The 20,633-nt window shown below is 72.4% G+C and carries 18 protein-coding genes; 7 read left to right on the top strand and 11 right to left on the bottom strand.

Annotated elements, in window-relative coordinates; genetic code table 11:
• Positions 1–41: 41 nt before the first annotated feature.
• Both FHX73_RS05675 and FHX73_RS05670 read right to left on the bottom strand, forming a co-directional pair.
• Positions 42–3,023 carry a tetratricopeptide repeat protein gene (locus FHX73_RS05675; protein WP_145903789.1) on the bottom strand — a complete coding sequence of 994 codons (2,982 nt, stop codon included), beginning with the start codon at positions 3,021–3,023 and terminating at the stop codon, positions 42–44.
• 89 nt (positions 3,024–3,112) lie between these two features.
• Positions 3,113–3,556 (bottom strand): chromosome partitioning protein, encoded by a 444-nt coding sequence (locus tag FHX73_RS05670; RefSeq protein WP_145903786.1) that lies wholly within the window; start codon positions 3,554–3,556, stop codon positions 3,113–3,115.
• Between the two features lie 187 nt (positions 3,557–3,743).
• On the opposite strand from FHX73_RS05670, the gene FHX73_RS05665 reads away from it, so the two are divergent.
• Entirely contained in the window at positions 3,744–4,061 is a 318-nt protein-coding gene (locus tag FHX73_RS05665; RefSeq protein ID WP_246213367.1) for an SseB family protein, read from the top strand.
• Between the two features lie 74 nt (positions 4,062–4,135).
• Here FHX73_RS05665 and FHX73_RS05660 read toward each other — a convergent pair whose 3' ends face one another.
• Together FHX73_RS05660 and FHX73_RS05655 are read right to left on the bottom strand one after the other, a co-directional pair.
• The gene (locus FHX73_RS05660; protein WP_145903783.1) at positions 4,136–6,355 is read right to left on the bottom strand and encodes an NADP-dependent isocitrate dehydrogenase; all 2,220 of its coding nucleotides are present in this window, start codon (positions 6,353–6,355) and stop codon (positions 4,136–4,138) included.
• A gap of 154 nt (positions 6,356–6,509) precedes the next feature.
• On the bottom strand, positions 6,510–7,880 hold the full coding sequence (locus FHX73_RS05655; RefSeq protein ID WP_145903781.1) for a S53 family peptidase: 1,371 nt from the start codon (positions 7,878–7,880) through the stop codon (positions 6,510–6,512).
• 248 nt (positions 7,881–8,128) lie between these two features.
• Here FHX73_RS05655 and FHX73_RS05650 point away from each other — a divergent pair, with 248 nt between their 5' ends.
• The 3 genes from FHX73_RS05650 to FHX73_RS05640 are packed head-to-tail and all read left to right on the top strand — an operon-like array spanning position 8,129 to position 10,354.
• A complete protein-coding gene (locus FHX73_RS05650) occupies positions 8,129–8,488 on the top strand; it encodes a WXG100 family type VII secretion target (RefSeq protein ID WP_145903778.1) in 360 nt (119 codons plus the stop codon).
• Positions 8,488–10,023, top strand: a complete 1,536-nt coding sequence (locus tag FHX73_RS05645; protein WP_145903776.1) for a toxin glutamine deamidase domain-containing protein — start codon at positions 8,488–8,490, stop codon at positions 10,021–10,023. The genes FHX73_RS05650 and FHX73_RS05645 overlap by 1 nt, the downstream gene beginning before the upstream one ends.
• Before the next feature lie 28 nt (positions 10,024–10,051).
• The gene (locus tag FHX73_RS05640; RefSeq protein WP_145903775.1) at positions 10,052–10,354 is read left to right on the top strand and encodes a hypothetical protein; all 303 of its coding nucleotides are present in this window, start codon (positions 10,052–10,054) and stop codon (positions 10,352–10,354) included.
• Between the two features lie 42 nt (positions 10,355–10,396).
• On the opposite strand, the gene FHX73_RS05635 is transcribed toward FHX73_RS05640, so the two are convergent.
• The 6 genes from FHX73_RS05635 to FHX73_RS05610 are packed head-to-tail and all read right to left on the bottom strand — an operon-like array spanning position 10,397 to position 15,515.
• Positions 10,397–10,717: a DMT family transporter gene (locus FHX73_RS05635; protein WP_145903773.1), complete on the bottom strand. Its 321-nt coding sequence runs from the start codon at positions 10,715–10,717 to the stop codon at positions 10,397–10,399.
• Between the two features lie 5 nt (positions 10,718–10,722).
• Complete coding sequence (locus FHX73_RS05630; RefSeq protein ID WP_145903771.1) at positions 10,723–11,403, bottom strand: HAD family hydrolase; 681 nt, start codon at positions 11,401–11,403, stop codon at positions 10,723–10,725.
• Positions 11,404–11,411: 8 nt separating this feature from the next.
• Entirely contained in the window at positions 11,412–12,506 is a 1,095-nt protein-coding gene (locus tag FHX73_RS05625; RefSeq protein ID WP_145903769.1) for an ABC transporter ATP-binding protein, read from the bottom strand.
• Between the two features lie 50 nt (positions 12,507–12,556).
• Entirely contained in the window at positions 12,557–13,399 is an 843-nt protein-coding gene (locus FHX73_RS05620) for an ABC transporter permease (protein WP_145903767.1), read from the bottom strand.
• Positions 13,387–14,349 (bottom strand): ABC transporter permease, encoded by a 963-nt coding sequence (locus FHX73_RS05615; RefSeq protein ID WP_145903765.1) that lies wholly within the window; start codon positions 14,347–14,349, stop codon positions 13,387–13,389. The genes FHX73_RS05620 and FHX73_RS05615 overlap by 13 nt, the downstream gene beginning before the upstream one ends.
• Before the next feature lie 8 nt (positions 14,350–14,357).
• Positions 14,358–15,515 carry an ABC transporter substrate-binding protein gene (locus FHX73_RS05610; protein ID WP_145903763.1) on the bottom strand — a complete coding sequence of 386 codons (1,158 nt, stop codon included), beginning with the start codon at positions 15,513–15,515 and terminating at the stop codon, positions 14,358–14,360.
• A 296-nt stretch (positions 15,516–15,811) separates the two neighbouring features.
• Between FHX73_RS05610 and FHX73_RS05605 the strand changes: the two genes are divergently transcribed.
• A complete protein-coding gene (locus tag FHX73_RS05605) occupies positions 15,812–16,645 on the top strand; it encodes a GntR family transcriptional regulator (RefSeq protein WP_246213366.1) in 834 nt (277 codons plus the stop codon).
• A 24-nt stretch (positions 16,646–16,669) separates the two neighbouring features.
• Here FHX73_RS05605 and tmpA read toward each other — a convergent pair whose 3' ends face one another.
• Positions 16,670–18,289, bottom strand: coding sequence for a 2-trimethylaminoethylphosphonate dioxygenase (tmpA, locus tag FHX73_RS05600; RefSeq protein ID WP_145903761.1), 1,620 nt, complete (start codon positions 18,287–18,289; stop codon positions 16,670–16,672).
• A 461-nt stretch (positions 18,290–18,750) separates the two neighbouring features.
• Here tmpA and FHX73_RS05595 point away from each other — a divergent pair, with 461 nt between their 5' ends.
• Together FHX73_RS05595 and FHX73_RS05590 are read left to right on the top strand one after the other, a co-directional pair.
• Positions 18,751–19,842, top strand: a complete 1,092-nt coding sequence (locus tag FHX73_RS05595; RefSeq protein WP_145903760.1) for an amidohydrolase family protein — start codon at positions 18,751–18,753, stop codon at positions 19,840–19,842.
• Between the two features lie 46 nt (positions 19,843–19,888).
• On the top strand, positions 19,889–20,566 hold the full coding sequence (locus FHX73_RS05590; protein WP_145903758.1) for a uracil-DNA glycosylase: 678 nt from the start codon (positions 19,889–19,891) through the stop codon (positions 20,564–20,566).
• Positions 20,567–20,633: the final 67 nt, after the last annotated feature.

The following is a 20,633-nucleotide window of genomic DNA, read 5'->3' as shown; positions in this document are numbered from 1 at the left end:
CGGTCGAGGTCCGATCGAGGTCCGATCGAGGTCTGGCCGGGTCACTGCTGGGACTGCTGGGCGAGGAAGGCCCGGGCCATCGCCGCGCCCTCCGTCCTGCCGAGCCGTTCCAGCAGCGGCAGGGCGAGCTCGCACTGGCGGACCGCCTCCGCCATGTCGCCCAGGGTGCCGCACAGTCCGACGAGGGCAACGCGGCAGCGGGCGATCTCGGCCTCGTCCCCCAGGGCCAGCCAGGCGTCGAGCGCCTCCCGGAACAGGGCGGCGGCGTCCGGGTGGCGGCCCGTACTGATGGCCGCCGAGCCGAGCGAGCTGAGCATCAGGGCCTCCAGGCGCTGGTCACCCAGGGCGTGGAAGGCGGCGCGGGCCTCGACGAGACGGGGGACGGCGTCGTCCGGACGGCCGGTCTGCAGGCAGACGTCGCCGAGCGCCATCAGCATGTGCGCCTCGCGCGGGCGGTTGCCGACCCGGTGGTGCAACTCCCGGGCGATGCCGAAGTGTTCTTCGGCCTGTGCGAACTCGCGCAGTTGCTGGTGGGCGTTGCCGAGCATCGAGTGGGCTTCGGCCTCGTCGGCGACCCGCCCCAGCCGGCGATCGAGCGGCAGTGCCTCGGTCATCGCGCCGATCGCCTCCGGCAGGCGGCCGTTGATGAAGCAGCAGCCGCCGAGCGAGTGGATGGCCGTGGCCAGTCCGGGCTCGTTCCCGAGGGCGCGGTGGAGTTCGGCCGCCCTGCGGTAGCCGTCGACGGCCTGGTCGACCTCGCCGAGTTGGTGGTGGCCGTGCGCGAGGACCGTCAGGATGTTGGCCTCGTCCTCCCGGGTGCCGCCCGCCCGGTTGTTCTCCAGCGCCTCCCGCAACCGCCGCATGCCGAGCTCGGGTTGGCCCGACACCTCGATGTGGAACCGGCCGAGGAAGGTGAGGCCGACGGCCACGCGCGCGGGGACGTCGAGCTCGCGGTGGATCTCGATCATCCGCTCGGCGACGTCGTGGTACTCGTGCCAGCGCTCGTGGCCGGCCGACACCGCCAGCAGGTTGGCCAGGACCTGGCCGGTGAGCCACGGGTCGTGCAGGCCCTCGGTGATGTCGACCGCCGCCCGGCCCTGCGCCAACGCCTCGTCGGCACGGCCCAGCGCGGCGAGGTCGAGGGAGATGTTGGAGTGTGCGGCGGCCTGCCCTGCGCGGTCGTCAGCCGCCGCGCTGAGCGCGAGCGACTGCTCGTTGCGCAGGAGGGACCCGGCGTGGTCCTGCCGGGCCGTCAGGACCTGGCCCCAGCAGCGCAGCACCATCGCCTCGCGGTACTGGTCGTCGAACTCGCGGTAGCCCGCGACGGCCAGCTCGTACTGCTCCACCGCTCCACGGTGATCGCCCAGTTCGCTCAGCGTCAGGCCCAGGTCGTGGTGCAGGATGGCCTGGCTGTGCCGGTCGCCCAGCTCGACGTACTCCGCCAGCGCCTCGGTGAACACCTGCCGCGCCTCCTCGTACCGGCCCGAGTCGTGCAGGCTGATGCCGAGCGACAGCAGGGAACGCCCCGCCTCGTCGCGGTTGCCCGTCCCGCGGGCGATCCGCAGCGACTCCCGGTGGCTCTCGACCGCCTCGGCGAACCGGTGCCGGCGGTCCAGCACGGTGCCGAGCGAGCGGAGCGCGGCCGCCTCGCCCTCCCGGTCGCCGAGCCGGCGGACGGCGGCCAGCCGGAGGTCGACCACGCCTTGGAGCGCGTCCCAGAGCGTCTCCCACTCCAGGAAGGTGCTCACCGCCCGGCCGAGGTCGCGGCCGTGCGCCGCGCGGTCGTTGAGCACGGCGAACTCGGTGGCCGCGACCAGCTGGCGCCACTCGGCCCGCAGCCACTCCAGCGCCTCGCCCCGCCCGTCGAACCGGGGATCGTCCGGCTTGCTCAGGTCCAGGTGGCTGTCGGCGGCGCGGGCGGTGCCGGTGTAGTGGTCGAGCAGCCGGTCGGTGGCGGCCGTGCGGTCGGTCACCGAGATGCTCGCATCGTCGCGCTGGCGGGCGTAGAGGCGGACCAGTTCGTGGAAGCGGTGGTGGGTGGCGTCGCCGGTCAGCAGGTTGGCCGCACGCAGCCGGGTCAGCAGTCGACGGGTCCGGGCGGGGGAGAGGTCGGCGAGGGCCGCCGCCGCGTGCAGCCCGGTGCGGTCGCCCGGCGCGAGCGCGAGCAAGGTGAAGAGGCGCTGCTCGTCCGCTCCCAACTGGCCGACGGACAGCCCGAAGACGGTCCGCAGGTCGCGCTGCGCACCGGCTGCCTCGGTGAGCTCGTCCAGGCGTTCCTGCTCCTGCGCCAGCCGCTCCACCAATTCCCGGGGAGGGAGCTGGGGTTCCAGTCTGAGCAGACCGACGACCAGTTCGAGCGCCAGCGGGAGACCGCCGCAGAAGCCGGCCAACTCGGCCTTGGCCGCCGGGTCCTGCGCGAAGCGCCGGGCCTGGAGCTGGGATTCGAGGATCTCCTGGGCAGGTCCGCTCGCCAGCGGGCCGAGGTGCTTGACGGTCACCTCGCCGTCCGTCGCGGGCATGGTGCGCGTGGTGACCAGGATCCGGTGGCCCCGCACCGGAAGCAGTTCGCGCACCTGGTCCCAGCCGGAGATGTTGTCGGCGACCAGCAGCACGCTGTCGCCGCGGTCGCTCCACGCAGCCAGCTCGGCGTGGTAGCGGTCGGCCCGGGCCACGGGATCCGCCGGCATCTCCCGGGGGCCCAGGCCCAGGTTGCGCAGCAACACGGTGATCGCCTGGTCGGCGGTCAGGCGCGCGGCCGGCTCGGCGGCGTAGCCGTCGAAGTCCAGGTAGTAGTAGGCGGTGAACGACCGGGCGCGCCGCGCGGTGTGGGCCGTGGCGAGGGCCAGCGCAGTCTTGCCGATGCCGCCCATGCCGAGGACGACCACGGGCGTGGCCGTGCCCGGTCCCGGGGCCAGCAGGCCGAGCAGGTCCGCGACCTCCTCGCGCCGGCCGACCAGGTGCGGTTCCCGGCGCAGGGTGTCGTGGAGCACGGGGGTGACCGGCGGCAGCACCTGCTGCCGCACGTAGTGGAAGTCCTGGACGTCCCCGGTGATGTGGACTCCGTCCGAGTCCGACGTGCTGCGGTGAGCTCCGGGCGGGACGCCGAGACCCGTCAGCTCCGGGGCGGGTTCGGCGGCTGAGGGCGGAGGGTGATCGTCTCGATGTGGTCGGCGACCACCCCGTTGTTGGTGGTCATCGTGATGGTGGTGTGCTTCGAGGTCCCGCCCTGCCCGCCCTGCCCGCTCTGCAGCGCCGCGACGGCCTGCCGCAGCTGCTCGCCGAACTCCGGGTCCTGCCAGAGCCGCTCGGCGATCGCTTGGACGAGCTGCTGCCGGGTCTGCTCGCTCGGCTCCGGCTGCCCGGCCTCGGCCTCCTGCCGGGCCCGCACGAGCGCCGGGGCCTCGCCCAGGGCGCTGCTGACCAGTTCGTGGACGCGCTGCACCCCGGCGTCCAGCCCGCGGTCCACCTCCCCGTCGAGCTGCCCCGCCACGCGGCGTCCCTTGCGGAACAGCCAGGCCAGCGCGTATCCGGCCGCGATCTCGATGCCCGTCATCATCCCCCCACGGATGTGTGCGTCGACAGTGCGTCAGATCATAGAACGGACCGGCCCGTTGGCGTCCGTCCCCGTGCGCGCCGCGCCGCTGGCCCTAACCGGTGATCATCCGGGCACGGCCGATACGCTGACGGCGTGAGAGCGTTCGCCGGGTGCGACTGACTGCGAGGGGACAGTGTTCGAGGCGAAATTGAGTGCGCGTCTGGTGGCGCTGCACGACGGAACGGTCGGGACTCCCGAGGTGGTCGAGCAGATCCGGGACAGCCACGTGCTGGTGCCCACCGCCGGCGGGGAGCCGATCGCCGCCGAGCTCGACGGGGTCGAGTGGATCTACGCGTTCTCCGGCGCACCCGCGCTGGCCCGGTTCGCCAAGGCGCGGGGGCTGGGGCCCGAGGTGCCGTGCCTCACCGTCTCCGGCGCCCAGCTGCTCGAACTCGCCGGCGCCGGGCTGGCGTTGGACGTGGCCGGGCCGGCGCCGCTGCTGCTGCCGCCGGGGGCCTGCCGGTAGCCGTAGAGCACGCGGGCCCCGGCCCCCGCCGTAGCGGGGACCGGGGCCGTTCAGCCGTGCGGTGTGACCAGGCGTCAGCTCAGCGAGGCCAGCGCGTCGTTGAGGGTCTGCGACGGGCGCATCACCGCGGCGGCCTTGGCCGGGACGGGCTGGTAGTAGCCGCCGAGGTCGACCGGGGCGCCCTGGACGGCGATCAGCTCGGCGACGATGGCCTCCTCCTGCTCGGTCAGGGTCTTCGCCAGCGGGGCGAAGGCCTCGGCGAGCGCGGCGTCGGCGGTCTGCTTGGCCAGCTCCTGGGCCCAGTACAGGGCCAGGTAGAAGTGGCTGCCGCGGTTGTCGATCTGGCCGACCCGGCGGGCCGGCGACTTGTCGTTCTCCAGGAACGTGCCGGTGGCGCTGTCCAGGGTGTCGGCCAGCACCTGGGCGCGGGCGTTGCCGGTGGTGGTGGCCAGGTGCTCGAAGCTGGCGGCCAGCGCGAAGAACTCGCCCAGGCTGTCCCAGCGCAGGTAGTTCTCCTTGACCAGCTGCTGCACGTGCTTCGGGGCGGAGCCGCCGGCGCCGGTCTCGAACAGGCCGCCGCCGTTGATCAGCGGGACCACCGAGAGCATCTTGGCGCTGGTGCCCAGCTCCAGGATCGGGAACAGGTCGGTCAGGTAGTCGCGCAGCACGTTGCCGGTGACCGAGATGGTGTTCTCGCCGCGGCGGATGCGCTCCAGCGAGAAGGCGGTGGCCTTCTCGGGGGCCATGATCTCGATGGTCAGGCCCTCGGTGTCGTGCTCCGGCAGGTACGCCTTGACCTTCTCGATCAGGTTGGCGTCGTGGGCGCGCTCGGCGTCCAGCCAGAAGACGGCCGGGTCGCCGGTGGCGCGGGCGCGGTTGACGGCCAGCTTGACCCAGTCGCGGATCGGCACGTCCTTGGTCTGGCACATCCGGAAGACGTCGCCGGGGGCGACCGGCTGCTCCAGCACCACGGCGCCGGACGCGTCGGTGACCTTGACGGTGCCAGCGGCGGCGATCTCGAAGGTCTTGTCGTGGCTGCCGTACTCCTCGGCGGCCTGGGCCATCAGGCCGACGTTCGGCACCGAGCCCATGGTGGCCGGGTCGAACGCGCCGTGGGCGCGGCAGTCGTCGAGGACGGTCTGGTAGACGCCCGCGTAGCTGCTGTCCGGGATGACGGCCAGGGTGTCGGCCTCCTTGCCGTCCGGGCCCCACATGTGGCCGGAGGTGCGGATCATGGCCGGCATCGAGGCGTCGACGATCACGTCGGACGGCACGTGCAGGTTGGTGATGCCGCGGTCCGAGTCGACCATGGCCAGCGCCGGGCCCTCGGCCAGCTCGGCCTCGAAGGAGGCCTTGATCGCGGCACCGTCGGCCAGCACGTCCAGGCCGGCCAGGATGCCGCCCAGGCCGTTGTTCGGGTTCAGGCCGGCCGCGTCGAGCACCGCGCCGTACTGGGCGAAGGTGTTCGGGAAGAAGGCGCGGACCACGTGGCCGAAGAAGATCGGGTCGGAGACCTTCATCATGGTGGCCTTGAGGTGCACCGAGAAGAGCACGTCCTCGGCCTTGGCCCGGGCCACCTGGGCGGCCAGGAAGGCGTTCAGCGCGGCGGCCCGCATCACGGCGGCGTCCACGACCTCGCCGGCCTGCACCGGGACCGACTCGCGCAGCACGGTGGTGCTGCCGTCGGCGGCGACCAGCTCGATCTTCAGGCTGCCGGCCTCGGAGATCACCGCGGACTTCTCGGTCGACCGGTAGTCGTCGGCACCCATGGTGGCGACGTTGGTCTTCGAGTCGGCGCTCCAGGCGCCCATCCGGTGCGGGTGGGTCTGGGCGTACTTCTTGACCGACAGCGGCGCGCGGCGGTCCGAGTTGCCCTCGCGCAGCACCGGGTTGACGGCGCTGCCCTTGACCTTGTCGTAGCGGGCGCGGACGTCGCGGTCCTCGTCCGTCTTCGGGTCGTCCGGGTAGTCCGGCAGGGCGTAGCCCTGGGCCTGGAGCTCGGCGATGGCGGCCTTCAGCTGCGGCACCGAGGCCGAGATGTTCGGCAGCTTGATGATGTTGGCGCCGGGGGTCTTCGCCAGCTCGCCCAGCTCGGCCAGGGCGTCGGCGATCCGCTGGCCCTCCTCCAGGCGCTCGGGGAAGTGCGCGATGATGCGCCCCGCCAGGGAGATGTCGCGGGTCTCCACCTTGACGCCGGCCGTGGAGGCGTACGCCTGGATCACCGGCAGGAACGAGTACGTCGCGAGGGCAGGGGCCTCGTCAGTGTGCGTATAGATGATCGTCGAGTCAGTCACCGGTACTCCGCCTTCACGTCTACAACGTCTTGACATCAAGATATCGCACGACGAAGGGGTGCCCGCCGTGGCGGGCACCCCTGGCGCTACCGGTGTCGGACCTGGCTGGTCAGCCCAGTGCTGTCCAGCCCGGCGCCGTTCAGCCCGGCACCGTTCAGCCCAGTGCGGCGATCGCCGGGACGAACTTGGCCACGTCGACCGTGCCGACGCCGGTCGCCAGGTCGTAGCCGGGGGTCACCGGCCAGCCCTGGACGCCGCCGTAGGTGTTGCTGCCGCCGACGATGTCGGTCAGGCCGGTGCCCGGCAGGCCGGCCTGCTGCAGGGCGCTCAGGCCGTACAGGGCGTAGTTCAGGTTGCCCAGCCGGTGCCCGGCCTGCTGGTCGGCGAGCGCCACCACGCCCGAGAAGATCGGGCAGGCCACGCTGGTGCCGCCCCACAGCTCCCAGCCGTTGTCCTGCGGGCCGTAGCTGTTGTAGGTCCAGACGCCGGTCAGCGGGTCGCCCAGCATGCTGACGTCCGGCACGCCGCGGGTGTTGCCCACCACGTTCTGCACACCGGTCTGGAAGAGCGGGCGCGGGAAGACCTTCGACTTGCCGCCGCCGGAGGCGCCGTGGTCGTTCGGCGCCGGGTCGTCCCAGACCGTGTCGGGGGAGAGCCGGTTCCCGTTGGCGTCCAGGTGCACCGAGGTGCCGCCGACGCCGGTCACCAGCGGGTCGGACGGCGGCCAGGAGGTCACCGGGTACGGGAAGTTGGTGGAGCCGTCGTTCTCCGCGTCGGTCACCCCGCTGTCGCCCGAGGAGGCCAGTACCGAGACGCCGTGCGCCTGCGCGTCCTTGAAGGCGTAGCGCAGGTTGAGCAGGCTGGAGTAGTCGCCCTGGTCGAAGCCGGCGAAGTCGTTCTCGGTGGAGCCGAAGCTCTGCGAGATCACGTCGCCGACGCCCTGCTTGATCAGCGAGTCCTCGGCGCTCATCATCTCCGGGAACCCGGTGACGCCGGTGGTCTCCGAGACGCCGGTCTCGACCAGCACGATCTTGGCGCCGGGGGCCATCGCGTGCGCCATGTCGACGTCGATGGTGGTCTCCTCGGCCCACCCGGTCATGTCCGGGTCGTTCGGGTCGAAGGTCGGCACGTTGCCCCACTTGACCACCTGCACGTTGGCGCTGGGGATCCCGTAGTGCTGGCTGTAGACGTCCAGGTCGTTCTGGATGGTCGGCGAGCCGAACGAGTCGACGATCACGATGGTGCGCCCCGCGCCGTTGATCCCGCGGTCGAAGAGCGGCTGCTCGTCGTAGGCCTTCTCCAACTGGGTCGGCCCGTAGCAGGAACGGTTCAACAGGGTCTGGCAGTCGGCCACGCTGTACGGCGTCGGGTACGGCCCGGCCAGCTTGTGCCCGAACGAGGCCGGCACCGGCTTCGGCAGTGCGTTCGCCGCCATGGCGGGCGCCGTTCCGGTGATGATCGTGCCGGCGACCAGCGCGGTGGCGGCCAGCGTCGACACGGAGAGGTGACGGGTGGAACGTCGCATGGGTTTCCCTGAGGGGTGGTAGGTCCCGTCAACGACGGCTGTGACCTATGAGACACCGTCAACTGTCGTTGATTCATCCGGTTGTCGTATTCATGAAGCAAAGGTTTGAACGTCCGTCAGCCGATCCGGCCGAATCGGCGACGGTCCGTCACCCGATTGACACCGTGGGTAGATTGTCCGGCGGGGCCGGTCGGTGGTCCGCACGCGTCCGACCGGCGGGGGAAGACGAAACGCCCAGGAGACTCGGTATGGGGAACCAGCCTGCACAACCGGACATCTCGATCCACCCGGACGAGGTGCTCGCGGCCGCACCGACGTTCACGACACAGAGCCAGCGCCTCGACTCCGCGATCACCAACCTGACGAGCGCCCTGCAGGGGCTGGGCTCGCCCTGGGGAGCGGATGACCCGGGGAAGAAGTTCGGGGCGGCGTACACACCGCAGCGCGACCAACTCCTCAAGTCGCTCGGGGTGTTGGTCAAGGGGTTGGCCAGCGTCCACCTCGGACTTGAGGCGATGGCCGGCAACCACCAGGGCAACGACACCGCCGTGGCGGCCACGCTCGCCGGCAGCGGGTCGGCGGACGACTCCGAGAAGGCGCGCGAGTAGTGGGCGCCAAGCAGGACGCGGAGAAGGTCGTCCGCAAGATCACCGGCATGTGGTGGCCGGACGCCGACGAGGACGGCCTGCGGGCCGCCGCGAAGGCCTGGGACGCGCTCGCCGACGCCATCGACGACGTCTGCGGAAAGGCCAACAAGGAGGCCCTGGGGGTCGCGCAGAACAACACGGGGAAGGCGGTCGACGCCTTCGAGGCCTTCTGGGGGCAGTACTACAAGGACGGCAAGGGCTGGTTGAAGGACGCGTCCGACGCCTGCCGGTCGATGTCCAAGGCGTTCACCGAGTACGCGGACCAGGTGAAGAAGGCCAAGGGCAAGCTCGAAGAGGAGATCGCCCTGGTCGGTGGCGTGCTGGTCGCCGGCGCCGTGCTGGCCTGGTTCACCGCGGGCTTGTCGGAGGCAGCCGCCGCGTCCGCCTCCGCCTCCATCGTGGCGGCGGCGACCGCGCTCGGTGTCACCGTCACGGAGGCGGTCGCCGAGATCGCCTCCACCGTGCTGGTCGGCGCGGTGTTCGGCGCGGTCGAGTCCGCCACCGTGGACCTGGCGGTCGCCCAGCCGATCAAGATGGGCTTCGGGGACCAGAACGGCATCAGCGTCACCGAGGTACTGGACTCGGCCGGTACCGGTGCGCTGACCGGCGGCGCGATGGGCGGGGCGTCCTCCGGGGCGAACGTCGCCGTCCGGGCAGCGGGGGAGGCCGGCTCGCCCGCGCTGACCGATGCGCTGAGCGTGCTCTCGGACCAGATGAACACGCTCGGCGGGCGAGCCCTGATCGGCGGCGGGATGTCGGCCGGGCAGGACTACGTGTTCGACGACGGCAAGGTCAAGCTCATGGACGTCCTGTCCGGCGCGGCCGGCGGCATGGCCGGGCCGCGGGCGCCGATGGAGCGGCCGACCGGCCTGGACGCGGTGCGGGGGCCACTTCTCAACGGCAAACCTGGAGGGCTCCGGCCGATCCCCGACCTCTACCAGCAGAACCTGGAGAGCGCCCTGCCGCGGAACCCGGACGGGTCGTTCCAGGTGCACCCGGACCCGACCACGGGATGGGTGTCGCAGCAGAACGGTCCGGGGATCTTCTACCCGGGCCGGGCGAACAACTGCGCCGACGCCACCCGGGCGTTCCTGGAGACCTGGTACGGGAACCCGCGAGTGGCGGCCGGTCGGACCCTCGACCTCGGGCCCGACGGGAGGCTGGACCCGGCCGCCCCGGAGAACAACTCGGTCCGGAACCAGTCCCGTTGGGCCGGTGTCCCGGAGACCGTCGCCGGGTGGAACACGGACGGCTACAACCGGGTCGCCCGGGACCTGCTGGCCGGCGGGCACGGTTCGTCGGCAGCGGTGGGGGTCTTCTGGCCGGACGGCGGCGGGCATGCCTTTGCCGCCGTCAACTACCAGGGCACGATCTACTGGGTCGATCCCCAGGGCAACATAGTCAGCAACCTGCCCATCCACCCGGGGGCCGGGCAGGTCAACTACATCCCGCTGGGGCCTGACCGCAAACCGCTCGCTCATCCCGAGCCGCGCTGACCCAGAGGCAGAACAGAGAGGTGTGTCCATGACTGACTATCAGGCGGCGGCGGGCGGTCCGCTGACTGCCGAGGCGGCCGTCGCGATGGTGAGCAGCGTTGTCGGTGGCTCGGACGGCTGGTCGGCGGTGGAGTTCGCGGAGGGGTTCATCGTGCGGCCCGACCCCATCCCCGCCGGGTACGGCGTCGGGTGCGTCGTGGTGGACAAGGCGGACGGTGGAATCGTGAGCCTGCCCTACCACGGGGTCGAGGGCACCATCGCGTTCTTCCTCCAGCACCGCGCCACTGCGCCGAGGCTCAACGACTGGGATCCCTCGGCACCGCTCGACTGACGGAGCGGGGGCGGCTGGTGCCGCCCCCGCCGTCGGGGGGTGTCAGTGCGAGGCGCGCATGTTCAGCAGGATGACGCCCGCGATGATCAGGACGATGCCCGCCACCTGGAACTTGCCCAGGTGTTCGCCGAAGGCGACGACGCCGATGGCGGCGACGGCGGCGGTGCCCGCGCCGGACCAGACGGCGTAGGCGACCGAGACCGGGATCTTCTTCAGGGCCTGGCCGAGCAGGAGGAAGGAGAGCACGTAGCCGATGCCCACGCCGACGCTGGGCCACAGCTTGCTGAAGCCATCGGTGAGCTTGAGGCAGCTGGTGGCGCAGACCTCGCTGGTGATCGCGAGGGCGAGGAGGAGGTAGGGCATGCGGACTATTCTGCGGGTCGGGCCGTCAGACCGGCCAGCAGGGGCAGGTCGGCCTCGGTGAGGCTGGCCAGCAGGGTGATGCCGGCGCCGGAGGGCATCGCCACGTCGGAGGACGGGACGGCGAGCACCGCGCAGCCGGCCGCGTGGGCCGAGGCGACGCCGGTCGGGGTGTCCTCGACCGCCACGCAGCTGGCCGGGTCCAGGCCCAGGTGGGCGGCGGCGGCCAGGTAGGGCGCCGGGTCCGGCTTGGTCCGCTCGGTGTCCTCGGCGGCCAGGGTGACGGCGAACCAGTCCCGGCCCAGGTGGGTGAGGACCAGGTCGACGACCTGCCGCGGCGAGGCGGAGACCAGGGCGGTCGGCACGGCGGCGGCCCGCAGCTCGGCCAGCAGGGCGAGCGCCCCGGGGCGGGGCACCACCCGGGCGGCGACCCGGTGGGTGAAGGCGGCGTTGAGCCGTTCGGCCAGCACGGCCGGGCCGGTCGGCACGGGGCAGACGGCGGCCAGGTGGGCGGCGGTGTGCTCGACCGCCCGGCCGAGCACCTCCGGGACGTCCGACTCGCCGAGGGTGTAACCGAGTTCGGCGGCGATCTCGCTGGTCGCCTCCCACCACAGGTGCTCGGTGTCGACCAGGGTGCCGTCCATGTCGAAGAGGACGGCGGCGGGCTTGGGTGAACAGGAAGGGGTCATGTGCGGCGTCACTGCCCGGCGCCGACGCGGCGGTCCACCAGGACCGGGCGGTCGGGGAGGGTCAGACTGGCGTTGCCGCCGACCGGCAGCTTGGCCGCCTCGTCGGTGGGCAGGTCGGCCTTGATGTCGGTGCCGTCGGGCAGCCTGACGGTCAGTCGGGTGACCGCGCCGAGGAAGCTCGCGCCGGTGACCACGGCGTCGCCGCCGGCCACCACGCCCACGTTCTCCGGCCGCACCAGCACCTCCAGCTCGCCGTCGGCCGGCACCGTGCCGTCGACCTCGTGGCGGCGGCCCAGCACCTCCACGCCCTCGCCCGAGCGCTGCGCCGGGATCCGGCTCATGGTACCGACGAACTCGGCGACGAACGCCGTGGTCGGCCGGGCGTACAGCTCGCTCGGGGTGGCGCACTGCTCCAGCCGCCCGGCCCGCAGCACCGCGACCCGGTCGGCCATCGAGAGGGCCTCCTCCTGGTCGTGGGTGACGAACAGGGTGGTGATCCCCAGCTCCTGCTGCAGCCGGCGGATCTCCTCGCGCAGGTTGAGCCGGACCTTGGCGTCCAGCGCGGAGAGCGGCTCGTCGAGCAGCAGCACCCGCGGCTGCAGGGCCAGTGCGCGGGCCAGCGCGATGCGCTGCTGCTGGCCGCCGGACATCTGGTGCGGGTAGGCCGCGGCGCGGTGCGGCAGGCCGACCAGCTCCAGCAGCTCCTGGGCCCGCTTGTGCCGCTCGGCCTTGCCGACGCCGCGCATCTTCAGGCCGAAGGAGACGTTGTCCAGCGCGGACAGGTGCGGGAAGAGGCTGTAGGACTGGAAGACCATGCCGGCGTCGCGCTTGTGCGCGGGGGTCCGGGTGACGTCCTTGCCGTCGACCAGCACCTCGCCCGAGTCGTGGGTCTCGAAGCCGGCCAGGATCCGCAGCGCGGTGGTCTTGCCGCAGCCGGAGGGGCCGAGCAGGGCCAGCAGCTCGCCCGGGTGGACGGTGAGGTCCAGGCCGTCGAGCGCGACGGTGGAGCCGAAAGCGCGGCGCAGCGAGCGGAACTCGACGGTGGCACTGCCGGGGTGCAGCGGCACGCCGGTGGGCGGCGCGGCGGCGGGGGAGGTGGTCATGGCGGTGAACTCCTGGGAATTGCTTGTGGTGAAGGTCGGCTGACGATCCGTCAGGATCTGGCGCCCTTGCGGCTGCGGCCGAGCACGGAGATCGCCAGCAGCACGATCCAGACGATGACCAGGCTGAGCATCGAGACCGCGACCGACATCTGCCCGTCGGTCTTGCCGTAGCTGTTGATCCACACCGAGAAGGGCTGGAAGCCGAGGATCGAGGCGGTGGTGAACTCGCCGAGCACCAGCGCGACGATCAGCACCGCCGAATTCAGCAGCGCGTTGCGCAGGTTGGGCAGCACCACGGTGAAGACCGCGCGGCTGGTGCTGGCGCCGCAGCTGCGGGCCGCCTCGACCAGGGTGACCACGTCCACGGCGCGCAGGCCGCCGTCCAGCGCCCGGTAGGCGAAGGGCAGCGCCATCAGCACGTAGGCGACCAGCAGCACCACCGGGAAGCCCGGGTCCTGGATCGCGACGAAGGTCTGGAAGAACGGCGTGCTGGAGAAGTAGTCCGGGCCCCAGCGGAGCACCCCGACGATGCCGGTGGTGAGCGCGACGACCGGGACGACCAGCGGCATCGAGCAGATCACCTCGATCACCGGGCGCAGCTTGGGCGCGCCGAGCCGGGCCGCCAGCATGGCCGGCACCAGCAGGACCAGCAGCAGCACCACGGTGGCGGCGGCCAGTTCCAGGCTGAGGTAGAGCGCGTCGAGGAAGCCGGGCGCGGAGATCAGCTTGGTGTAGGCGTCGAAGCTGATGTTGCCCTTGGTGTCGTCGATGCTGAACCAGATCGAGGCGCCCAGCGGCACGAAGAAGTAGACCCCGCAGAGCAGCAGCACCAGGCCGCGGCCGAACCGCAGCCGGCCGAGGAACGAGGTCGGACGGGTCGTCAGCTGAGCCACTTGGCACTCCGGCGCTGGAGGGGCAGGTAGATCGCCATCACCAGGCAGGCGACCACGATCATGTCGAGGCCGAGGGCCAGCGCCAGGTTGCCCTGGCCGACCAGCACGTTGCCGGAGAGCGCGTCGCCGATCTGCATCGAGATCAGCGGGATCGAGCTGCCGACCATGGCCTCGGCGGTGGCGTACGCGGCGAACGAGGCGCCGAACAGCAGCACGTAGCCGCCGAGCAGCGAGGGCAGCAGTACCGGCAGCGCCACGTACCGCCAGTACTGGAAGTTCGTCGCGCCGTTGTTGGAGGCCGCCTCGCGCCACTGCACCCGCAGGCCCTCCAGGGCCGGGGTGATGGTGAGGATCATCAGCGGGATGAGGAAGTACAGGTAGACGACCGCCAGGCCGTCGAAGGTGTACAGGCTCCATCCGTACTTCTTCAGCCCGAGGCTGGTGGTGACCTCGCCGGCGTTGCCGAGGGTGGCGACGAACATGAAGGCCAGCGGCACGCCGCCGAAGTTGGCCAGCACGCCGGAGCCGGAGGTCACCATGTCGCGGAAGATCCGGAACCGCGAGGTGGCCACGGCCTGGGCGAGCGGCAGGCCGATCACGGTGCCGATCAGCGCGGTCAGCGCGGAGAGCTTGATCGAGCCGAGCAGCGCGGTCCAGTAGGCGCCCTGCAGCGAGTCGGTCAGGTTGGAGAACGTGAAGGTGCCCCCGCCGCCCGGGGCGTCGGAGGAGGTGGTGAACGCGCCGATGGCGATCGCCACGGCCGGCAGGCCGAAGCCGACGGCGAAGAAGACCAGCAGCGGCAGCGCGCCGAGCCAGGTGCGGCTGCGGCCGCGGCGGCGGGTGGCCGTGGGGGCGGCCGGGGAAGCGGGAGTTGCGGTACCGGGGGTACCCCCGCCGCCGTTGGTGTCAACGGCGGCGGAGGACGGCACCGGGGTGGGAGCCGTAGTCATCGTGCGGTTCAGCCCCCGATGGCCTTCGCCCAGTTGGAGGTCACCGCGGCCTTGGCGGCGTCCTGCTGGGCCTGGGTCGGGAAGGTGGTGAAGGGGTTGGTGATGGGCGGCAGCTTGGAGACCAGGCTGGCGTCCAGGGTGTTGGCGGACTTCATGGCGTCGAACTCGGCCGGGGTGGCGTAGCCGCCGAGGAAGCCGTTCTGGCCCTCCGCGCTGTACAGGTACTCCTCCCACAGGCGGGCGGCGGCCGGGTGCGGCGCGTCCTTGTTGATCGCCTGGTTGTAGTACTGGGCGAAGCTGCCGTCCGACGGGATCGAGACCTGCCAGGTGATGCCCTTGGGGGCCAGCTTGTCGGTGTAGCCGGTGTTCAGGTACGACCAGTCGATGGTGATCGGGGTCTCACCGTTCTCGACCGTGGAGGAGGTGGCCTCGACCGGGTTGAAGTTGCCGACCTGCTTCAGCTTGCCGAAGAAGTCGATGCCGGGCTGGATGTTGTCCAGCGAGCCGCCGTTGGCCAGCGAGGCCGCCCAGACCGCGCTGAGCGCGGCGTTGGCCTTGGTCGGGTTGCCGTTCAGCGCGACCTGGCCCTTGTAGGCCGGGTTCAGCAGGTCGGCGAAGGTCTTCGGGCACGGGTTGACCCGCTGCGGGTTGCAGCCGATCGAGACGTAGCCGCCGTAGTCGTTGTAGGAGGTCGAGTCCGCGGCCTTCATCGACGCCGGGATCTGGTCCCAGGTCGCGACCTTGTACGGGGCGAACAGGCCCTGCTGGTCACCGGAGATGGCGAAGGCGGAGCCCACGTCGACGACGTCGGGGGCGCGGTCCTGGCCCTTGCGGGAGGTGATCGCGTTGAGCTCGTCCTGGCTGGAGCCGTCCGGGTTCTCGTCCTCGATCTTGATGCCGTACTTCTTGGTGAAGTTGTCCATCAGCGTGCCGTAGTTCGCCCAGTCGCGCGGCAGGGTGATGACGTGGAGGTTGCCCTCCTTCTTCGCGGCCGCGACCAGCGCGTCCATGCCGCCGAAGTCGGCGGCCGAGGCTGCGGTCTTGGCGGACTTGCCGTTGGCCGTGGTGGCCGACGACGAGCTCGCGGAACCACAGGCGGTGAGGGAGAGCGCGGCGGCGGTCAGTACAGCCGCGAAGGCGGCGGCACGGGCGCGGGGCACGGTCACGGGAGGATCTCCTGGATCGAGGTGCGGCAGAGTCGCACGGCAGGTGCGCTGGCTGCGTCTTGGAGAGGGGTGTGTCGGAGGTTGGCCACATTGGCGCCAAGTTGGCTGGCCAACTTGGCCCGACGCCGGTAATTACGCTGGACCCTGGTGACCAGAAGGTGAACGGGCGCCCCAGAACAGGGGTCGGCTGCGGGAACGGTGGTCACCGGTCGGTCGATAACCGCCCATCTGGTGCGCGAACGGTCCGAGCGCAGCCGCTAAGGTCAAGCCACAGTGACGCTGGGGAGGGGGAACCGGTGACCGAGACCTTCACGGAGAACGCGATGCAGCAGGACGGGGCCGACGGGGCCGAGGGCCAGGAGCAGCCGGGCGGTTCGGTCGAGGCCGGCGGTGCGCTCTACCGCCGGGTCGCCGCCGACCTGCGCGAGGCCATCACCACCGGCGCCTACGGGGAGGCCGGCCGGCTGCCGGCCGAGGGCGCGCTGGCCGAGCGGTACGGGGTGTCCCGCGGCACGGTCCGGCAGGCGCTCGCCGTGCTGCGGGCCGACGGACTGGTCACCTCCCGCCGCGGCACCCGCCGGGTGGTGCTCGGCAACGCCCGGGTGCAGAGCTTCTCCGAACTGCTGAGCTTCACCCACTGGGCCCGCTCGATGGGCGAGGAGCCGGGCGGCCGGCTGGAGTCGCTGCTGCGCCGGCCGGCGGACGCCGCCGAGCGCGAGCAGCTGCGCCTCGACCCCGGCGCCGAGGTCTACGTGACGCTGCGGCTGCGCACCCTCTCGGACACCCCGGTGATGGTCGAGCGGACCATCTACCCGCCCCATGTCGGCGTGCTGGTGGCCCAGTTGCCGGCCGACGTGGTCTCGCACACCGAGCACCTGCGGGAGCACGGGATCCTGTTCACCGACGCCGACCACACCATCGACGTGGTCACCGCCAACGGCGACGACGCCCGGTTGCTCGGCTGCCGCCGCGGCGCCCCGCTGCTGCGCGAGCGCCGCCGCACCACCGACCCGACCGGGCGCCCGGTGGAGTGGTCCCAGGACCGCTACCTGCCCGGCATGGTGGCCTTCAGCGTGCACAACTCCCTTGCCACCTCGGCGCTCTCCCGGCACGCCAGGGCCGACGACTAGCGGCCGCCGGCCCGGACCGGGGGTCTAGCGCGCCATCAGGGCCGCCAGCAGCGGGCGGTAGGCGGCGAAGCCCGGCACGTCGAGCTCCGGGTCCTTGGCCGCGTCGTCCCAGCGCCGCACCGCGACCGCGTCCGCCGCGCCCGGCAGGGCGGCGAAGTCGGCGGCCTGCGCGGCGGTGAACGGGCCGCCCTGCACCTGGAGGGTGTACTCGGAGGCCTCGGAGAGCGCCGCCCGGTAGGCCGGCTCGACCGTGCACAGGTAGCGCTTGGCGGCCACGTGCAGGCGGATCGGCTCGGTGACCGCCGGGCCGAACCACTGGGCCAGCCAGTCGGCGCCGGTGTCGCTGTGGCGGTTGTCCTGGCCCTGCATCAACTGGCGTCCCGTCACCACGCCCGTGAAGTGGCCGACATCGTGCAGCAGTGCGGCTGCCACCAACTCATCAGCGGCGCCAGCCCGTTGGGCCAGGGCGGCGGCTTGCAGCATGTGCTCGGCCTGGGTGACCCGCTCGCCCAGGTACTCGGCCGCGCCCTCGCCCTCGAAGAGCTCCTGCAACAGGTCCAGCGCGGCGGCGCGCCGGTCCAGCACGGCCAGCGTGGAGTTCAGCCCGTCCAAGTCGGCGTAGCAGCCCTGGAGGTGGCGCGCGCCTTGCTGTGCGAAGGCGGTGCGGGCGTGCAGCAGCCGGGTGTTGTCGAAGACCACGCAGTCACCGGGCCCGAGCCGGAAGGCCAGCTGGAGCTCGGGCCGCAGGGTGATCTCGGCGAACCGCCGGTAGGCCGCGTAGAACGGCGCCAACTCGGCCTCGGGCAGCTCGATCCGCTCGATCGAGCGGTTGTTGAACCGCACCTCGCGGATCCGGCCGCGCGGGTCGGTGTCGATCAGCGGCCGGTCGGCGCGCAGTTCGGTGTCGCGGTCGCGGAAGACGAACGGGACGGGGGTGCGGGTGAGCAGCGCGAAGTCCGCCGGCGCCTCGGCGCGCAGCAGGGCGGCGGCCCGGAAGCCGTCCACCAGCGCGGAGTCGCCGCCCTCGGCCGCGTTCTCCAGGCAGTGCAGCAGTTGCAGGGTGGGCACCGGGTCGCGGTACGGGTTGTCGGTGTGCGGGGCGATCGCGGCGCTGGTGAAGGCGAGGTTGTTGGGGTTCGGCTCGACCCGGACGTCGAACAGCTCGCCGTAGTTGGTGCGGCGCACGAAGCCGAAGGTCTCGGCCACCGCGAGCACCCGGCCCGGCTCGGCCGGCACCCCGCGCAGCACGGCGAAGCCGAACCGCTGCACGGCCCGCAGCACGGCGGCCCGCTCGGCGGGGTCGGCCTGGTAGGCGGACCAGTCGGCCTCGGGGATGCCGGCGGCGAAGTCGGCGGCCTGCCAGAGCCGCTTGCCGTGCTCGGTGCGGCGGTCGTCGGTGGGCCCGGCGGCGCTGTCGGCCGGCCCGGCGGGGCTGGGCAGGAAGTCGGCCGGGTAGCGTGACCGGTGGCCGTCCGACCAGAGCAGCTCCAGGGCGCCGTCGGCCTCGGTGCTCGCGGCGATCGTCAGGTCCTCGGGCAGGTCGGTGATCTGGAACAGCTTCTGGCCGCTGCGCGGGTCGCGGCACTCGGCGCACGGGCAGTTGTCCCGCAGCCAGAAGGCGCGGGGGGCAAGGGTGTCAGGCATGGCGGGCCCTTCATCGGCTGGGGCAAGTTGTATAGCCAACTTCGAGCCAGACCCTGGCGGAGCCGGATGAGCGGAGGGCGACCGGCAGCTGTCCGGTCGGTGAACGTGTCGGGGCGGCAGGCAGCACGCGGCGCAAGCGTGTGAGGGGGGCCGGGGAGTGCCGCGCCCGGGCCCGACGGACACGGGGGATGATCCGTCGGGCCCGGGCGGACGCCGGACACGCCGTTCGCGACGGCAGCGGGCACGTCGCCGGGCGGTGTCCGGTGGACGCCGGAGGCGGGCCGGGCGGACGGTCCGGCCTCGGGCGGCTCCGAGGAGGGGGCCTGACGGAGAGTCAATCATTGTTGTCATGCTCGGTCAATCAGTCGACCGTGATCGACTCGGGCCCCCCGGAAGCCCGTCGCCCGCCCCGCACCGCCCGCCCCGTCCGCACCACCCGTGCGGGTCGTAGAGTGCGGAGCATGACGGATGGCGCGGTGCTGCACATCAAGGGACGGGTGCTGGTCGGACCGGACGAGGTCCTCGACGAGCTCTGGGTGGTCGACGGCCGGGTCAGCCTGGCCCGCCCGGCGGGCGCCCGGGACGTCCGCACGGTCACCGGCTGGGCGCTGCCCGGCCTGGTGGACGCGCACTGCCACGTCGGCCTCGACGAGCACGGCGCGGTGGACGCCGCCACCAGCGAGAAGCAGGCGATCACCGACCGGGACGCCGGCACCCTGCTGATCCGCGACGCCGGCTCGGCCGCCGACACCCGCTGGGTGGACGACCGCGAGGACCTGCCGAGGATCATCCGGGCCGGCCGCCACATCGCCCGCACCCGCCGCTACATCCGCAACTACGCGCACGAGATCGAGCCCGGCGACCTCGCCGCCTACGTGGTCCAGGAGGCCCGGCGCGGCGACGGCTGGGTCAAGCTGGTCGGCGACTGGATCGACCGCGACCGCGGCGACCTGGCCGCCTGCTGGCCGGGCGACGCGCTGGCCGAGGCGATCGCGGCGGCGCACGCCGAGGGCGCCCGGGTGACGGCGCACTGCTTCGCGGCCGAGTCGCTGCCCGACCTGCTGGCCGCCGGCATCGACTGCGTGGAGCACGCCACCGGCCTGACCGAGGAGTTGATCCCGGTCTTCGCCGAGCGCGGCGTGGCGATCGTGCCGACCCTGGTCAACATCGCCACCTTCCCGAAGCTGGCCGACGGCGGCGAGTCCAAGTTCCCGGCCTGGTCCGCCCACATGCGCCGGCTGCACGAGAACCGCTACCGCACCGTCGGCGCCGCGCACGAGGCGGGCGTGCCGATCTACGTCGGCACCGACGCCGGCGGCTCGCTGGCGCACGGCCTGGTCGCCGCCGAGGCGGCCGAGCTGGTCAAGGCCGGCCTGACCCCCACCGAGGCGCTGAACGCGGCGAGTTGGGGTGCCCGCTCGTGGCTCGGCCGGGACGGCCTGACCGAGGGGGCGCCGGCCGACCTGGTGGTCTACGGCGCCGACCCGCGCGAGGACATCGGCGTGCTGGCCGCCCCCGAGCTGGTGGTGCTGCGCGGGCGCCCGGTGGGCTGACCGCTGCCGGGTGAGCCGCTGTCAGCAGGGCCGATAGGGTGAGTGCATGGCACCGCGTCCGTTGCACGAAATCGTCGAACCCGGCTGGGCCGAGGCCCTGGCCCCGGTGGCCGGGCGGGTCGCCGCGATGGGGGAGTTCCTGCGCGCCGAGCTGGCCGCCGGGCGCACCTACCTGCCCGCCGGGCCGAACGTGCTGCGCGCCTTCCAGCAGCCGTTCGCCGAGGTGCGGGTGCTGATCGTCGGCCAGGACCCCTACCCCACCCCCGGGCACGCCGTGGGGCTGAGCTTCTCGGTGGCGCCCGAGGTGCGGCCGCTGCCCGGCAGCCTGATCAACATCTACCGGGAGATGGGCCAGGATCTCGGGGTGCCGCCGCCGAGCAACGGTGACCTGACGCCGTGGACCCAGCAGGGCGTGCTGCTGCTGAACCGGGCGCTGACCACGGCGCCCGGCAAGCCGGCGGCGCACCGCGGCAAGGGCTGGGAGGAGGTCACCGAGCAGGCGATCCGCGCCCTGGTGGCGCGCGGGGGCCCGCTGGTGGCGATCCTCTGGGGCCGCGACGCCCGCAACCTGCGCCCGCTGCTCGGCCAGGTGCCGGCGATCGAGTCAGCGCACCCGAGCCCGATGTCGGCGAGCTACGGCTTCTTCGGCTCGCGCCCGTTCAGCAAGGCCAACGAGTCGCTGGTGGCCCAGGGGGCCCAGCCGGTGGACTGGCGCCTGCCTTGAGCCTTCTTCACTCCAACGAGTGAACGCGGAAGGCGAGTTGTCAATGGGTCAGCTGATCAGGCATGAG

Origin of the sequence: Kitasatospora viridis, assembly GCF_007829815.1 — a bacterium.
GTDB classification, from domain to species: Bacteria; Actinomycetota; Actinomycetes; order Streptomycetales; family Streptomycetaceae; genus Kitasatospora; species Kitasatospora viridis.
This window is presented reverse-complemented; position numbering and strand designations above follow the sequence as displayed.

Coding starts and splice junctions, on each gene's coding strand:
- FHX73_RS05670 (WP_145903786.1), bottom strand. CDS start 3,556: ATGATGACGGGCATCGAGATCGCGGCCGGATACGCGCTGGCCTGGCTG.
- FHX73_RS05655 (WP_145903781.1), bottom strand. CDS start 7,880: ATGCGACGTTCCACCCGTCACCTCTCCGTGTCGACGCTGGCCGCCACC.
- FHX73_RS05650 (WP_145903778.1), top strand. CDS start 8,129: ATGGGGAACCAGCCTGCACAACCGGACATCTCGATCCACCCGGACGAG.
- FHX73_RS05640 (WP_145903775.1), top strand. CDS start 10,052: ATGACTGACTATCAGGCGGCGGCGGGCGGTCCGCTGACTGCCGAGGCG.
- FHX73_RS05635 (WP_145903773.1), bottom strand. CDS start 10,717: ATGCCCTACCTCCTCCTCGCCCTCGCGATCACCAGCGAGGTCTGCGCC.
- FHX73_RS05630 (WP_145903771.1), bottom strand. CDS start 11,403: ATGACCCCTTCCTGTTCACCCAAGCCCGCCGCCGTCCTCTTCGACATG.
- FHX73_RS05625 (WP_145903769.1), bottom strand. CDS start 12,506: ATGACCACCTCCCCCGCCGCCGCGCCGCCCACCGGCGTGCCGCTGCAC.
- FHX73_RS05615 (WP_145903765.1), bottom strand. CDS start 14,349: ATGACTACGGCTCCCACCCCGGTGCCGTCCTCCGCCGCCGTTGACACC.
- tmpA (WP_145903761.1), bottom strand. CDS start 18,289: ATGCCTGACACCCTTGCCCCCCGCGCCTTCTGGCTGCGGGACAACTGC.
- FHX73_RS05595 (WP_145903760.1), top strand. CDS start 18,751: ATGACGGATGGCGCGGTGCTGCACATCAAGGGACGGGTGCTGGTCGGA.
- FHX73_RS05590 (WP_145903758.1), top strand. CDS start 19,889: ATGGCACCGCGTCCGTTGCACGAAATCGTCGAACCCGGCTGGGCCGAG.